This is a genomic window from Pseudomonadota bacterium (genome assembly GCA_026388315.1).
Lineage (GTDB): Bacteria > Desulfobacterota > Syntrophorhabdia > Syntrophorhabdales > Syntrophorhabdaceae > MWEV01.
Genome location: JAPLKA010000088.1, coordinates 25,511 through 39,605, shown reverse-complemented (window position 1 = coordinate 39,605; position 14,095 = coordinate 25,511). Strand labels below are relative to the sequence as shown.

Annotated in this window: 15 protein-coding genes and 1 pseudogene; 10 read left to right on the top strand and 6 right to left on the bottom strand. The window is 46.7% G+C overall.

Annotation, left to right across the window (positions count from 1 at the left end):
* Nucleotides 1-470 (bottom strand): AIR synthase related protein (locus tag NTX75_12750; GenBank protein MCX5817086.1); only part of this gene is annotated, 470 nt, incomplete at its 3' end.
* Between the two features lie 89 nt (nt 471-559).
* Here NTX75_12750 and NTX75_12745 point away from each other — a divergent pair.
* The 8 genes from NTX75_12745 to NTX75_12710 all read left to right on the top strand — a co-directional run bounded on the left by NTX75_12745 (nt 560) and on the right by NTX75_12710 (nt 5,289).
* Complete coding sequence (locus NTX75_12745) at nt 560-844, top strand: DUF3467 domain-containing protein (GenBank protein ID MCX5817085.1); 285 nt, start codon at nt 560-562, stop codon at nt 842-844.
* Between the two features lie 200 nt (nt 845-1,044).
* Nucleotides 1,045-1,356 carry a UPF0175 family protein gene (locus NTX75_12740; protein ID MCX5817084.1) on the top strand — a complete coding sequence of 104 codons (312 nt, stop codon included), beginning with the start codon at nt 1,045-1,047 and terminating at the stop codon, nt 1,354-1,356.
* Nucleotides 1,349-1,846: a hypothetical protein gene (locus NTX75_12735; GenBank protein ID MCX5817083.1), complete on the top strand. Its 498-nt coding sequence runs from the start codon at nt 1,349-1,351 to the stop codon at nt 1,844-1,846. Before NTX75_12740 ends, NTX75_12735 begins: the two co-directional genes overlap by 8 nt.
* A gap of 85 nt (nt 1,847-1,931) precedes the next feature.
* Nucleotides 1,932-2,168 (top strand): hypothetical protein, encoded by a 237-nt coding sequence (locus NTX75_12730; GenBank protein MCX5817082.1) that lies wholly within the window; start codon nt 1,932-1,934, stop codon nt 2,166-2,168.
* A gap of 683 nt (nt 2,169-2,851) precedes the next feature.
* Entirely contained in the window at nt 2,852-3,139 is a 288-nt protein-coding gene (locus tag NTX75_12725; GenBank protein ID MCX5817081.1) for a type II toxin-antitoxin system Phd/YefM family antitoxin, read from the top strand.
* A complete protein-coding gene (locus NTX75_12720; protein ID MCX5817080.1) occupies nt 3,136-3,573 on the top strand; it encodes a putative toxin-antitoxin system toxin component, PIN family in 438 nt (145 codons plus the stop codon). The genes NTX75_12725 and NTX75_12720 overlap by 4 nt, the downstream gene beginning before the upstream one ends.
* Before the next feature lie 980 nt (nt 3,574-4,553).
* Nucleotides 4,554-4,811 carry a UPF0175 family protein gene (locus NTX75_12715; GenBank protein MCX5817079.1) on the top strand — a complete coding sequence of 86 codons (258 nt, stop codon included), beginning with the start codon at nt 4,554-4,556 and terminating at the stop codon, nt 4,809-4,811.
* A gap of 4 nt (nt 4,812-4,815) precedes the next feature.
* Nucleotides 4,816-5,289 carry a DUF3368 domain-containing protein gene (locus NTX75_12710; GenBank protein MCX5817078.1) on the top strand — a complete coding sequence of 158 codons (474 nt, stop codon included), beginning with the start codon at nt 4,816-4,818 and terminating at the stop codon, nt 5,287-5,289.
* A 333-nt stretch (nt 5,290-5,622) separates the two neighbouring features.
* Here the strand turns inward: NTX75_12710 and NTX75_12705 are convergent.
* The 5 genes and pseudogenes from NTX75_12705 to NTX75_12685 all read right to left on the bottom strand — a co-directional run bounded on the left by NTX75_12705 (nt 5,623) and on the right by NTX75_12685 (nt 11,080).
* Nucleotides 5,623-5,850, bottom strand: a pseudogene (locus NTX75_12705) (type II toxin-antitoxin system MqsA family antitoxin).
* Nucleotides 5,851-6,121: 271 nt separating this feature from the next.
* The gene (locus tag NTX75_12700) at nt 6,122-6,643 is read right to left on the bottom strand and encodes a nitroreductase family protein (GenBank protein ID MCX5817077.1); all 522 of its coding nucleotides are present in this window, start codon (nt 6,641-6,643) and stop codon (nt 6,122-6,124) included.
* A gap of 228 nt (nt 6,644-6,871) precedes the next feature.
* Nucleotides 6,872-8,656: a purine/pyrimidine permease gene (locus NTX75_12695; protein ID MCX5817076.1), complete on the bottom strand. Its 1,785-nt coding sequence runs from the start codon at nt 8,654-8,656 to the stop codon at nt 6,872-6,874.
* A gap of 416 nt (nt 8,657-9,072) precedes the next feature.
* On the bottom strand, nt 9,073-9,759 hold the full coding sequence (locus tag NTX75_12690; GenBank protein MCX5817075.1) for a class I SAM-dependent methyltransferase: 687 nt from the start codon (nt 9,757-9,759) through the stop codon (nt 9,073-9,075).
* A 76-nt stretch (nt 9,760-9,835) separates the two neighbouring features.
* Entirely contained in the window at nt 9,836-11,080 is a 1,245-nt protein-coding gene (locus tag NTX75_12685) for a replication-associated recombination protein A (GenBank protein ID MCX5817074.1), read from the bottom strand.
* A gap of 340 nt (nt 11,081-11,420) precedes the next feature.
* Here NTX75_12685 and NTX75_12680 point away from each other — a divergent pair, with 340 nt between their 5' ends.
* Together NTX75_12680 and NTX75_12675 are read left to right on the top strand one after the other, a co-directional pair.
* On the top strand, nt 11,421-12,800 hold the full coding sequence (locus NTX75_12680) for an FAD-binding protein (GenBank protein MCX5817073.1): 1,380 nt from the start codon (nt 11,421-11,423) through the stop codon (nt 12,798-12,800).
* Nucleotides 12,801-12,817: 17 nt separating this feature from the next.
* Nucleotides 12,818-14,086: a (Fe-S)-binding protein gene (locus NTX75_12675; GenBank protein ID MCX5817072.1), complete on the top strand. Its 1,269-nt coding sequence runs from the start codon at nt 12,818-12,820 to the stop codon at nt 14,084-14,086.
* Nucleotides 14,087-14,095 lie beyond the last annotated feature (9 nt).

Sequence of the window (14,095 nt, the reverse complement as noted above, 5' to 3'; positions counted from 1 at the left end):
ATCAGGTCGCCCGCATTGGCTGTATTTCTCCCCAGGTACGTATCATTCTTCAGGATGCCTGCCATAGAGACATCGCTAAAAAAGTCGCTTTTCGTTTCAACTGTATCCCCGCCAAGAAGGATAACATTAAATTCCCGGGCAGCACGATGCATGCCTTTATACAAATCTATGATTGTATTGTATGACATGCTGCCGGGGATACCTATAGTGACGAGAAAGTACAGCGGGTCGGCGCCCATGGAGAGTATATCGGAAACATTGACGTATATCGATTTTTTACCAACCGAAACCGCATCCATAAAAGAAAATTCAAAATGGATGTGTTCTACGAGTGCATCCTGTACAAAGACATAACGACCACGAGTCATTTCAACGACTGCGCCGTCATCGCCGATGCCTCTTATTACCCTTTCGTTTTTCTGTTCAAATCTTTTGAGCCTTTTTATGAGATTGTTTTCTGTAATTTCCATGATTCGAGAAAGATAATATCAGTTTACAGCCTTTTATTGCAAGGTCAAAGAAAATATTTTATAGTTTTAAAAAAACTAAAGGAGTCTATATGCCGAACGGTCAACAGGACATCAAAGTATATTTCCCTAATGAAATAAAGGGCGGAGTATATGCAAACAATATGGTGGTAGCACATACAAAAGAGGAATTTGTAATGGATTTTATTATGCTTGCTCCTCCGGAAGGTGCTGTTACAGCCAGGATCGTGGTGAGCCCCGGACACGTTAAACGTATTTTCAACGCCCTTGCAGAAAATATATCCAGATATGAAGCATCATTCGGGACTATTGAAGTAGCGGAAGAACCGAAAGGTGCGATGGGGTACATGAATTGATGGAAAAGCAGTGAATAGTGAATAGTGAAACCTCCGGCATGTCACTGCGAGGCGAAGCCGTGGCAGTCTCTCCCTTTGCCTGTCATCGTGAGCGACCTCTGGGAAGGGTGGCGATCTAATTCAATTTCAGAACGTTTTTGTTGATTTTGTTACTGTAAAATTATATTACACATATAGTTACACATATCGGGAGGATTAAGATGAAGAGAACTAATATTATGCTGACCGATGAGCAGCACGGGAAACTTACATTATATGCCAGGGAAAACCGGAAAACCCTTGGAGAGCTTGTAAGGGAGGCACTGGATACTACCTATATGAAGAAAGATCTTATTGAGCACAGAAGAATGGTATCTATTGAGGCATATAAAGAAGGTTTCATCAGTCTGGGTAAGCTTTCAGAGATTCTCGGCATTGATATTGTCAGCTTAAGAGTTTATCTGAAAGACCGTGGCATTTCTATTAACATCCAGGAATCATCTGAATGCCTGCAGGATATGTTGAATGCCTGAAATTATCTTTGATAATTGCGTTTTGAGCAACTTTGCCTTATCAGATTCTCTCTATATTCCAAAAAAGATGTATTCCAATGTTGCTTATATTACCGACTTCGTTTCAGCGGAAAATATGAGAGGAATAATGCAGGGGCACGGAAAGCTTGTCGGGATACGACAAGCTGTGTTAGATGGCTGGCTTAAAGAAATTACGCTAAGTGACAAAGAAAAAACTGTTTTTGAGTCTCTCTCAATATCCTTGGGTTTCGGCGAGTCGTCCAGTATTGCCGTTGCTAAGTTGCGAGGATTGGTTTTTGCCTGTGACGACAGGGCGGCAAGAAGAGAAGCAGGCTTATTGGGAGTGAAGCTGACCGGTACAATAGGAATTCTCATAAAATCCATAGAGATGAGCATTATAAATCATAAGGAAGCAGATAAAGTATTACATAAAATGGTTGGATATGGGTTCTATTCACCGATCAGTTCAATTAAAAACATAGTAAAATAGTTGGCAGCAGACAGGCGGTAGCTTCTCACCTGTCCGTCATCGCGAACGGCCCCTCCCTTATCTGTCATTGCGAGGGCTTTAGCCCGTGGCAATCTCGAAGAATGGGATTCCCTTCGTCTGTATTGACTTTCCGATGATATTAAGAATCTCCGCAACAGTTGCGGAGAGTTACGGTTCCTCAGAAAATAGTTTTAAAAGTGAAATGGCTCTATGCAAGGCCAGTATTGACTTTACAGAGATTTATGATGTTGTTGACAATGTGTCAACAACTGCCTTGGATCATACCTCTTTGTTGCAATTTGCCCCAAAAACAGCACTTTAAGTCCAATTACGTCCCAAAGCATTATCGGTATGGCCGGAACACTGTTTTGCTCTCTGCCGGGGCACCCACCCGGTGAGTGGGTCGTGCTTTCTTACCCTTGTAACGGTTAGCATCCGTTCGGCCTTCTAACTTGTCCACCCACAAGTGGGTACCCGGCTTCGAACAAATCAGGCCGGCCCAGACGCGGCACTGGCCGCGGGGCCACCCGTGTCGTGCCTCCACAAGTACCCGGCTGAAGGTAGGGTCCCAAGAAATGCTCGAAGTCGCGACTCGCATAACGGTTTCCGGCGACGAAGGAGCTGGGGAGCGAAGGGGGGGAGCGAAGGGGACGTTGGTGAAATATTGACATTTGCTGAGGATAACATATTGATTTACAAGAACAATTGCCCAACTAGTACGTGCAGCGAATCCGCACTATGCGCATCTCGCTGACGCTCATGTTGTGCCTGTAGAAAAAGTCCCCGAGCAGATTTTCTGATGGGATGTGGAAAAGAGTGACCTCACAGAATGCGCCACAACCGGAGATCTCATGGTTGGGAAGGGTCAGATGACTCCAGAAAACCACCCCTTAATCGCAGTTAGGGCGCAGTCAGGGGTTTTTCTACAGGCTCGTTATGTGAAGAATAAACTTGACTATGAGTGACAATGGTGTACACTGTTAGTACACAATTGGAGGTTAGGTTATGAAATTCATAAGCGTACGTGACTTACGAGGGAAATCTGCCGAGGTTTGGAAGAATCTCCCGACGGAACGGGAGTTAATTGTTACCAGTAACGGTCGGCCCATTGCTATTTTATCGGCGGTTAATGAATCAAACCTGGAAGAGTCGCTCTCTGCGTTTCGCCAGGCACGTGCCGTCGAGGCTGTTATGAGCCTTCAGCGTCAGTCCACAGTGCAGGGCACAGACAGAATCACTATGGAGGAGATCGACGCCGAAATCAAGACAGTGAGGGAAAAACGACAACGATGAAGATCGTCCTCGATACGAATGTTCTGGTTGCAGGTCTTCTATCGCCGTTCGGTGCATGTGGTGACATTGTTCGGATGATTTCCTCCGGCAACCTGACTTTGTGTGTTGATGCCCGTATCTTGTCCGAATACCATGAGGTATTAAGGCGTCCCAAGTTTCAGTTTGCGGAAGATAAGATTGTCACCATCCTTGATTATGTTGAACGTAATGGCCAAACCGTAGCATCTTCTCCACTTCTCACTTCTTTACCCGATGCCGACGACGAACCGTTTCTTGAGGTAGCCCTTATGGGTAGCGTAGAGTACTTGGTTACCGGCAATCAGGTCCATTTTCCTTCCAACTTATGCCAAGGAGTTCGGGTTATTTCACCAGCAGACTTTTTGAAGCTTTTTCTGAAACAAGAAGTGGCTGAGAACTTCACGCTTCACGGATAACGCTTCACGGGTTTTCACTTCGGATTGCTGCCTGAATCTCATCGAAAAGTTTTAAGAGCAATAGCCCGTTAATAAGCGTCCTTGTTGATTTTCATGCTGTGCAACAATGACGGAAACTGTTTCCGTCATTGCCTCCGATACGCTTTCAGATTTCGGATAGTTGAGGATAGCCGGGACATTCTTAACTTATTTCACTTATCATGAAGCCTGATTCATGGCAACTATTTCCAGAACTGCAAATTGTGAGAAGATGTTCTGAAACATTTTCAGAAACTGTTTCTGAAAATTCAGGGGCCGGACCAGAAAGTCTGGACCGGGTGATGGGCTTAAGATTGTGAGGCAGGTTTCTACAACAGTTTTAGAGAGCTCTTTAATCTTTGCAAACATAGTCCAGTCCTTGTTTTATGGATTCTCCGCCACTGTGGCGGAGAATTTGGAGATAGCTAAAAAAGGACCGCCTCTTATGAAGGAAATGGGGTCTTTTTTTTGCATTACTGGACATGGCTGTGCATCGGAGGGAATTTGCGGACACATTGTCCGCAATTGCTGAAATCTTCGGAAAAGAAATACAGACGTGGAAAATGGCCAATTTCATGGCTTAAAGTGCTGTTTTTGCCTGTGAAATGATAAGATATATTCGCCCGTTAGGGCTGAATATTTGACAGGCGGCATTGTCGTCGACTGGCAAAACATATTATCTTTTGTCAGTATTTGTCGAGCGATAGCGGGCGGCAAAAAAATATTCTCTGAAACTGACCGGGCACGATACAGACAGAAGCTATAACCGGAGACCCGGAGACCTGCCAGAGAAAATGGTTACAACAGTTGTAACCATTGTTTAAATATCGGGAAAATCAAAACAGACCTTGCATCGCGCGATTTCCCTTTTGAAACTTTTTGTCGTTTCCCTTTCTTTATTTTGCCGTGCTTTTTTAGTATACTAAGTAAGCTGTGAAAATAGTGAGAAACAGGAGGCCAAAATGTCATATGCCTTAAAGCTCGATATGCCCGACGGTGCATTTTCTGCAATAAGAAAGAGTCCACCAGAGTTCGCCGCAGAAATGCGGTTGGCTGCTGCTGTAAAGTGGTATGAAATGGGAATAGTATCACAGGAAAAGGCGGCTGAAATAGCTGACCTGACCCGGTCAGAATTCGTTTTTTCATTGGCAAGGTTTGGGGTTTCCCCGTTTCAATATACGGCTGACAATATAGGAAAAGAGTTACAAAATGCCGATTAGTCGTGTGATTTTAAATGCATCACCACTGATCTGTCTATCTAAAAGCGAGCTTTCTGAATTATTACCGGCCTTGTTTAAAGATATTCTTGTACCCGATAACGTCAAGAAGGAGGTCACGGCAAAAAGCGCTGTTGACTTTGGTATAAACACTGTGCTTTCCCGGAAATGGTTGAAGACGATCAAAAACATACCGATTAATCCAACTATAGCAGCATGGGATTTAGGTGAAGGCGAAAATGCTGTTCTTTCTTACGTATACAAGAATCCCGATTGTTGGGCTATTATAGATGATTTACAAGCAAGGAGATGTGCCGAATCGTTGGGATGTAATTTTACCGGAACAGTAGGGATAATCGTTCTGGCCAAAAGAAAGGGAATAGTAAAATCAGTTCGAGAAAACCTTGGAAAACTTCAAAGCTCAGGTCTGTGGCTCTCAGATACATTCATAAATGATGTTTGTAAATTGGCAGGGGAGTAACCTGAAAAATAGGACCGAAATAGAACCGTATGGAATATATCGATTGTCCTGCCTTCGGCAGGATTAAACCGTACGGATTGCAAAAAGCTGTTCAAGGTTCGATGTTTTTCGATGTTTTCTGATTGCCATCCACCATCCACTGCCTTCATTTTGGATTGCCCTATGAATCTCATCAAAAAGTTTTAAGAGCAATAGCCCGTTAAGAAGCGTCCTTGTTGATTTTCATGCTGTGCAACAATGACGGAAACTGTTTCCATCATTGCCTCCGATACGCTTTCAGATTTCGGATAGTTGAGGATTATGACCTCGATATTATTTTCATTCGACCTGAGTTCATGCGGCAATATATTGGCGTATATCCACCTGTGCACCGACTTTTGCCATCTGCTCTGCAGATTTCAGCAGATCACCTGTTACATTCTCATCTACGTAATCTTCGCCGCAATTCGGGCAAACTTAAGCAGGCACCTGCTTAATAACGTAGGTAAGGGCATCCCTTTCCAGGGTGACAGTCGTTGTGCCGGGTTTTGTTTCAGCGTGTTTGCAAATGACGCATTTCATGGGATTCTCCTTTTAAAATTAGGGCTCCATTTGTCTTGCTCAGGCTCATAAACAGTAATAACAATTGTTTCGTTATCAACGATGTTATCTGCTGCAACAATATGTAGCGGTCGACCTTTTGAGAGGTAATGTTGATATATGCCCTTCTCGTGGATGTGTTGAACCATAACTCTTTCCGGTAGCTCTTCATCTGTGGTGTTCTCCTTTTTTCTTTTTCTGCAACATTCCCCCCTGAACCTGCAAGGGAAATCATCACTGTGTGTACCGGGGATCACCGGTAGCCGTTGTATTTTATCTTTCCGTACTCGAGTTGTTCGAAGGGGACCGGCGTTTTGGTTTCCGCGGGATAACCCATGCTGATCAGGCACTCTACTCGCAAGTGGTCGGGTATGCCGAGGAGTTCCTGAATATAGCTCTCCGAGGTCTTTTCCCCGGCGTAAAACCTGTTTCTGACCTGAACCCAGCAGGTTCCAAGACCTAATGAATGAGCTGTAAGCTGTACAACAATTGAGGTGATGGAGCAATCCTCCACCCACACGTCCGACTTCGTTTCATCTCCGCAGACCACGATACACAGCGCCGCATCTTTAAGGAAAGTTGATCCGCGCTCTTTTGCCTGAGAGAGCCGGTGGAGCAGCTCACGATCGTCCACGAATATAAAGGTCCAGGGATTGTTGCCCCGGGATGAGGGGCAGCGGAGCAGGGCCTCCTTGAGGATATCCGCCAAGCCTTTATCAATCCCTTTTTTCTCATATTTCCTTATGCTGCGCCTGGTTCTGAGAATCTCGATCATTGTCTTCCTCCTGTCGAATCGTGTAGTCTGATACCAATTAGCCTTCATTCATATAACTTCGTTGCCTTCGTCGTCACCTCCTCGACGTACTAAAATGTACGCCTCCGTCGCCTCCTCCTTGTTGCCCGGGTACCCTCTGGGTGCTATCTTTGAATCCGAATTGGTCTGATATGGACATGATATAGCATTTCCGGAGAATTGCAACCGGTACGGGCAGTCGGACTCCGGTCAGTGGTTGAAAATCAGCCGAATGCGGCCCCGGCCCTTTCGCTCGCTGCATTCGACCTGATCGGCCATGTTGCGGATCATACCTGCCGATACCACAGCCATGGCCTCATCCAGCGCCGCGTCATCATGCTCCTCATCCAGAAGCGCCTGTAAATCGACGGCACGCTCTTCGGCCAGGCGAATACCTCGCCCCGGATAGTCAAGGGTCACGATCAGCTTGTACTCGTCAAAGACGGCCATCAAACGCGCCGACCCCTGAAGCAATCCAGCCCCTTGTAAGGTCTCCAGCGCCTCGCCCACGGCTATGCCGGCATGTCCGATGACGTCCCGCCTCGCTCCCCAGTCTGCTCCGCGTTCCTCCAGGAATCGCGCCGCCTGCAGCGTCGGTCTCTGCCCGTCAAGCAGTATCTCTCCGCGCCGGGACACACCGATACGAAAGATGAGATTCAAAACGATGGCGGACACGACCCCGACCACGAGCCCCGAGCCCAGAATGGGTTTAATCTCCAGGGGCATCGTTGCGGTCAGTTCCGGAACCATCAACACCGCCATGCCTGCAGCCAGGCTCAGCCCCACGGTTGCCCGCCTTCGGCTGTTGAGCAGTCTCGACAGGATCAACTCTGTTCCGGAGACCATCATGTAGGCGGCGGTGTAAACCAGAATTGCTCCGATGACTGCTCGCGGCAGGAGGGTAATGAACAGGCTGATCTTAGGAAGACATGCGATCGCGATGAGCATCAGACCCGCCGCAGTCCCCACCCGTCTGGCCGCCACGCCTGTTGCATGCGCGAGTCCCAGGTTGGCCGATGAACTGCCAGTTGTCAGCGTTCCTGTCAGTCCGCTTAAAACATTACAAATGCCCATAATGTTCAGCAGCCGGCCGATCATGGGCAGATCAGGCCGCCGCCATTGGTTATTGTTCATCCTGTCCACCATTACCCCGCAGCCGACTTCGTCCACGGCGCTGATGATCAGTGTCAACGCCAGAGGGATGATCGCACCCGGAACCCATGTGGGAACCGGCGGCCTGTAATCGCTGAAAGGCATGGCGAATAAGGGTTGTCCGGCCACGGCAGTTAGTTCGGCGGTACCGAAGTGGCCGGTCAGAACCGCCGCCAACAGGCCGATAGCGACGCCGATGATCAGAGCGAATACACGGACACGTCCCGAAGACCAGACGGAAATAGCTGTGATAGTTCCCAGAGTGCACAGGGCGATGAGTACGGAACCCATGTTGAAGAAGGTGACCCCTTCCTCCAGGCCGATAAACCGCCGCACACCCCCGGGCAGCAGACACACCCCTAAAAGTACCAGCAGAACTCCGGTGACCTCGGGTGGAAACAGGACCTGCAAACGGGGCAGGAAACGACCCATGAAGAAGACAATGAAGCCCGCCACCAGCATACCTCCGGCTGCGGCACTCAACCCGAACGTCATCACAACGAGAATGAAAACCGTCATCGTGATGGGACTGGGTATATGGACCAGCAAGTGGCCGGCGCTGACCCGGGTGGTTAGACTGTTCAGCAGGGTACCGATGCCCATGACCACAACGCCCAGTGATATGAATCCTCTCAGTTGACCACCCGCAAGCCCTATATCCTGACCCACGATTACCAGGTAGACTACCAGCATGAGCGCCACAAGTGTGTGCTGGATGCCGGCCATCAGGATTGTGGAAGGAGGAGGCGTCTCCTGGGCGATATAGAGCATATCGCGGGGCTTCTCCCTTTCCGTTTCAACAAAGGGAGGCAGGAAGGTGTCCAGCCACATTCTTCGTTTCATGTTACACCTTGAAAAATCTTGTCAGGTCTTATTTCTTGCATTTCAGGCTCTCCAGGGCAAAGATAGAGGGGATGGTCCATAACAAATAAATAACTTTCCCAAGCCAAAAAAATTATTCGTATAATGACGCCCCATTTCCCTTTTCATTTTCCTTCAAACATTATAAAAATACAACATATTATTTGCCGGTGACGGTATCGCCATGCAGGCGCGGAGCCCTTCCCCGCATCAATTGATAAGACATTGTTTTTCAGAGTTTGGGTGAAAGATATGAAAAGTTTGTATGTCAAGGGGGAAAAGGCGGCAATAATGATTACCGCTTGCAATGGAGTATCGTGTGTGAAAGTAGCAAACACACGCTTTCAGGGAGACTTTACTTGTTATTGAATTGTTTAGAGATGTCCCGTTATCGCGCATTATTTAATGGCGTAGAAGCCCGCCTGCATCTGTGACAGCCAGAGTATCTCGACAACGGTAAAACCGGTTGCCCGTAGAAGCTGCAGGTGCTCGGCAACGGTAATCGGGAAATAGTTCCTGCCGAAACGGGAACGGTGCTCCTCCACCTCCTGTGGTGAGCGGTCCGCCTCACGCTGGAAACGGAGCCAGCGATCAAGGCTGATGTTGATGCCTCGTGCCGTGTCCGGTTGAATGTTCTCGAAAGTGACATAGAGGCCTCCCGGTTCCAGGAGCCGATAACATACAGCGGTTGCAAGCCTCCTAACCTCCTCTCCGCCATAATGGTGGCTTTGGATGGCGGTAATCACCTGGGGAGTCTCGGGCACTACGCCGACGAGTTCCTCCGTAGCCACGGCGCCAAGGAAGCGGATGTCTGCTAACGGAAAGCGTGCAAGCCTTCCACGGGCTTGGTCGAGCATCGCCGGAGAGGGATCGGCCAGAAGAAAACGCACCTTGGGCAGAAGAGGCAGCGCTTGCTCCGCAAGGTAGCCTGTGCCACAGCCGGTGTCAAGCCAGACCGATACGCTTGGCAGAAGCGTTCGGACCAGGTCGATGGTTTCGGTATGAAACAGGTGGTAGAAGGGGATCGTCCTGCGGACCTCTTCATCATACTCCTTTGCTCTGTGGGGTGTGCTATTATCACTCATCGTTGCCTTCTCCCCCCCCATTGTCCCGCCTTCGGCAGGATTAAACCGTACGGATATCGGATACCCGCTCTCCGCTCTACGCTCCTTTCACCTTTTTGACTTTTTCCAGGAATTCTTTTAATTTTTTTTCATAACCTCTGTCAGTCGGGCGGTAATACCTTTTGTCTTTAATCTGTTCCGGCATATATGCCTGTCTGACGAGGGCGTCATCATAGTCATGGGGATAAAGGTATCCATTTCCATAACCCAGTCCTTCCATAAGCTTTGTGGGAGCATTACGAATATGAAAGGGTACCGGATACTCCGGCAGGTTCTTCACATCATGGCTTACCGAGTTATATGCCTTATAGATCGCGTTGCTCTTTTCACATAACGAGAGGTATATACAGGCTTGTGCAAGGGCCAGATACCCTTCGGGCGGGCCGATAAATTTAAAGGCCTCCATGGCTGAAACTGTAAGGGTCAATGCATGTGGATCTGCATTGCCCACATCTTCCGATGCAAATCTTACCATCCTTCTCATTATGTAGAGCGGGTCTTCACCGCCTTCGACCATGCGTGCAAGCCAGTAGAGCGCTGCATCAGGATCGGACCCCCTCATGCTTTTGTGCAAGGCGCTGATGAGGTCGTAATGCATCTCACCCTTTTTGTCATAAACCGCAATGTTTTTCTGGTAGGCTTCTCTCAGGATGCTGCGGTCAATAACCTGATCCCCTTTTCCTGCCACTTTAACCATCTTATGGCAGACTTCCAGAAGGTTAAGCGCTTTTCTTGCATCGCCATTGGCAAGCATCACCAATTCTTCTATGATATTCTCATCGATTTTCAATGATGAATTTTTCAGTTCCGCATCGTTCTCAAGGGCTCTTTTTACAATCCGGATCAATTCAGCATTATTGAGTGGGTTCAACGTAAGCACCTTCATCCTGGAGAGGAGCGGGGAGATGACTTCGAAAGAGGGATTTTCAGTTGTGGCGCCTATGAGTATAATGTCTCCGTTTTCCACGTGCGGGAGAAATGTATCCTGCTGCAATTTGTTAAACCTGTGAAATTCATCAATAAAAAGGATAATTTTCTGCATCCTGGTTTTTTGTAATACTTCTTTCACTTCCTTTATTCCAATGTTTACGGCGCTCAACGGAATAAAAGGCAGACCCATTTCCTTGCCGATGATCCATCCAATCGTTGTTTTTCCAACACCACTTGGCCCCCATAATATCATGGATGGCACATCCTTTTTTTCAAGGAGAACACTTAAAAGTTTACCATTACCGAGGAGATGTTCCTGACCCGTAAAATCATCAAGTGATTTTGGCCTCATTCTATCTGCTAATGGTTTTTTGATGTTTTTCTTTGTGAAATCTGAATCTTTAAATAATTCCATCATGTTGCAAGATGATACCAATTTCTTCCCATTTTTTGCAAGAAAATAGGCTTGTGAATAAAAATTATTTACCTGCATTTATCCGGATTATTTTAAAAATGCATAATGAAATAACGATTTATTTTAAAGAGTTTTTTGAAATATTTATCCATTTTGCACAAGTATTGTAACGTAGAGTTTTGGTTAGTATATTTTCTTGACAAATTCAGCGTGAAAAGGATATATGTAAGTGAAATAAGTAACAATACCAAATAACCGTTAGGATAAGGGGGCATGGATGATAAAAGAATCATTAATAGGCGAATTTCAGAGGATTGTTGGTAAAGAAAATGTCCTCACAACGCCTGAGGCGTTGAAGGCATATTCCTATGACGGGACCACAAGCTGGATACATGAGCCCGATGTAGTGGTGTTCCCTACAAGCACAAAGGAAATTTCTGAGATTATGAAGATTGCCAATGTTGAAAAGGTACCCGTGACTCCGAGGGGTGGAGGCACAAATGTGAGCGGTGGCTCTGTTCCCTGGCACGGTGGAATTGTTCTCTGTACTACGAAGATGAATAAGATATTGAAAATAGACAAAGAGAACCTTACCGCTACGGTGGAACCCGGTGTTGTCCTTCAGGACCTGACCCTCAGGCTTATGAAGGAAGGGCTTTTTTTCCCGCCTGACCCCCAGAGCTTCCTGGGTGCAACCCTGGGTGGTATTATTGCTGAGAATGCCGGTGGTCCTGCATGCGTCAAATATGGTGTAACGAAGCAGTACATCCTGGGGCTTGAAGTAGTGCTGCCTACAGGCGAAATTGTCAACCTTGGCGGCCGGACATTGAAGAACGTCGTGGGTTATGACCTGCTCCACATTTTTATTAGCTCAGAAGGTACCCTTGGTGTGGTAACAAGGGCAGAGTTAAAACTTAACCCTATTCCTCCTGCAAAGAAGACCACTATGGTTGTATTTGATGATGTGGCGAAGGCAGGAGAAAGTGTGTTCAGGGTTCTGGAAAATGGTGTAATACCCGGCAAGATCGAACTTCTCGATAACTGGGTTATTAACAGAATTGAAGAAATGATGCCCATGGGCCTCCCGAAGGATGCGGATGCGGTCCTTCTTTTTGAATGCGATGGAATTGCTGAAGCAGTCGAGAAAGAGACGGAAAAGATCGTGGAGATCACAAAAAAATATGGCGCCGTTGATGCAAGAGTGGCAAAAGACATAGATGAAGCCAACAAGTACTGGCTTGCAAGACGTGCCGGGTTTGCAGCGGTTTTCGGCAAGGCAAAAACAGTCTTCGCTGAAGACGTAACAGTACCGAGAGGAAAGATACCTGCCTTAATCAACAGATGCAAAGAGCTTGCGAAGAAACACAATGTTGAGATTGTTGTGCTCGGTCATGCAGGCGACGGAAACCTCCACCCTGCGATCCTTACAGATATAAACAACAAAGATCATTATGACAGGGCAGTAAAGGCCATGGATGCAATTATTGAGGCGGCAGTTGAGTTTGGCGGTGTATTGTCAGGTGAACACGGTATAGGTCTCGAAAAACAGAAATTCTTCAGTAAGATCACTGATCCCGTCGTTGTCAAAATGATGAAGGATATTAAGGCACTCTTTGATCCTAACAATATTATGAACCCGGGCAAAATCTGGGATTAGTGTAAAGGGGGTTCGGCTTGAAAGACCTAAAAGAGCTTAAAAAAATAGAACAATTTGCAGATCAGTGCATGAAATGTGGTTTTTGCAGCTTTTTCTGTCCTGTGTATCAGGAAGAGAGGATGGAGACATCCGTTGCAAGGGGTAAGAACTACCTTGTCAAACAGATTCTTAGCGGCAAACAGGAATTTACCGACGAGATGGGCACAATCATCGGCAAATGCCTTCTCTGCAAACGATGTGTAGCTAATTGTCCTTCAAAGACCCAGATTGACAGGGTAGTTGTGGGGGCAAGGGCCCAGATGGTGAAAAACAAGGGTTTGGGTTTTGTAAAGAACTTTGCGTTTAGGAAGGTAATGTCCAACAGAAAGGCCTTTGGAAGATATGTAAAATTAGCAAAGGCATTCCAGTGGATGCTTCCAAAGACAGAAGGCAATATCAGACACTTACCCGATTTTTTGAAGGCGCTTGGTCAGGGAAGGAATATTCCTGCACTTGCTGACAAGTTTCTACGTGATATGGTTAAACCTGTCTATAAGCCACAGAACGGTCAGGCAGCAAAAATGAAGGTTGGCTTCTTTATGGGGTGTGCAATGGACTTTGTATATCCTGAACTGGGGCTGAAGATTATTGATTTCCTGACAAAAAAGGGTATTGAAGTGGTTGTTCCCCAAAGTCAGAACTGCTGCGGAGCTGCCATATATTTCAGCGGTGATTTTGAGACAGGCAGAATGCTTGCAGAAGAAAATATCAAAGCCTTTAAAGATGTTGATTATATTGTAACGGGTTGCGGTACGTGCAGTTCCACTTTGAAAGATTATCAGAAGTACCTCCCTGATAACGAAGATCAGCAAAAAAGATATGAAGAATTTGAAAAGAAGGTGAAAGACAGCACCGAGTTTATTATTGATGTGATGAAGGTACCACTGGAAGAATTCAAACTGAAAAAGGAATTTGAAGGTAAGACGGCCACATGGCACGACCCGTGCCACCTTGTAAGGTATCAGAACATTAAAGACCAGCCAAGGATGATCCTGAAGGCTTTAAAAGGCTTGAAATATGTTGAAATGCCCAATGCCGATATGTGCTGCGGTATGGGTGGTTCCTTCAGTGTTTACCACTATGACCTTACAAAGAAGATTGCAGATAAAAAAATGGACGGCATCAAAGCAACTGGTGCAGATATAGTCGTTACAGCATGTCCTGGTTGCATGATAAATTTAATCGACAATGTTCTGAGAAATAAGATGCCGCAGAAGGTGTACCATTTTCTGGAGCTTGTTGAGTAAAGGCAGTTT

Excerpts from the sequence above, each read along its gene's own strand:
- NTX75_12680 (MCX5817073.1), top strand. The coding sequence starts at position 11,421 with ATGATAAAAGAATCATTAATAGGCGAATTTCAGAGGATTGTTGGTAAA.
- NTX75_12745 (MCX5817085.1), top strand. The coding sequence starts at position 560 with ATGCCGAACGGTCAACAGGACATCAAAGTATATTTCCCTAATGAAATA.
- NTX75_12685 (MCX5817074.1), bottom strand. The coding sequence starts at position 11,080 with ATGAGGCCAAAATCACTTGATGATTTTACGGGTCAGGAACATCTCCTC.
- NTX75_12740 (MCX5817084.1), top strand. The coding sequence starts at position 1,045 with ATGAAGAGAACTAATATTATGCTGACCGATGAGCAGCACGGGAAACTT.
- NTX75_12695 (MCX5817076.1), bottom strand. The coding sequence starts at position 8,656 with ATGAAACGAAGAATGTGGCTGGACACCTTCCTGCCTCCCTTTGTTGAA.
- NTX75_12700 (MCX5817077.1), bottom strand. The coding sequence starts at position 6,643 with ATGATCGAGATTCTCAGAACCAGGCGCAGCATAAGGAAATATGAGAAA.
- NTX75_12735 (MCX5817083.1), top strand. The coding sequence starts at position 1,349 with ATGCCTGAAATTATCTTTGATAATTGCGTTTTGAGCAACTTTGCCTTA.
- NTX75_12690 (MCX5817075.1), bottom strand. The coding sequence starts at position 9,759 with ATGAGTGATAATAGCACACCCCACAGAGCAAAGGAGTATGATGAAGAG.
- NTX75_12720 (MCX5817080.1), top strand. The coding sequence starts at position 3,136 with ATGAAGATCGTCCTCGATACGAATGTTCTGGTTGCAGGTCTTCTATCG.
- NTX75_12725 (MCX5817081.1), top strand. The coding sequence starts at position 2,852 with ATGAAATTCATAAGCGTACGTGACTTACGAGGGAAATCTGCCGAGGTT.
- NTX75_12715 (MCX5817079.1), top strand. The coding sequence starts at position 4,554 with ATGTCATATGCCTTAAAGCTCGATATGCCCGACGGTGCATTTTCTGCA.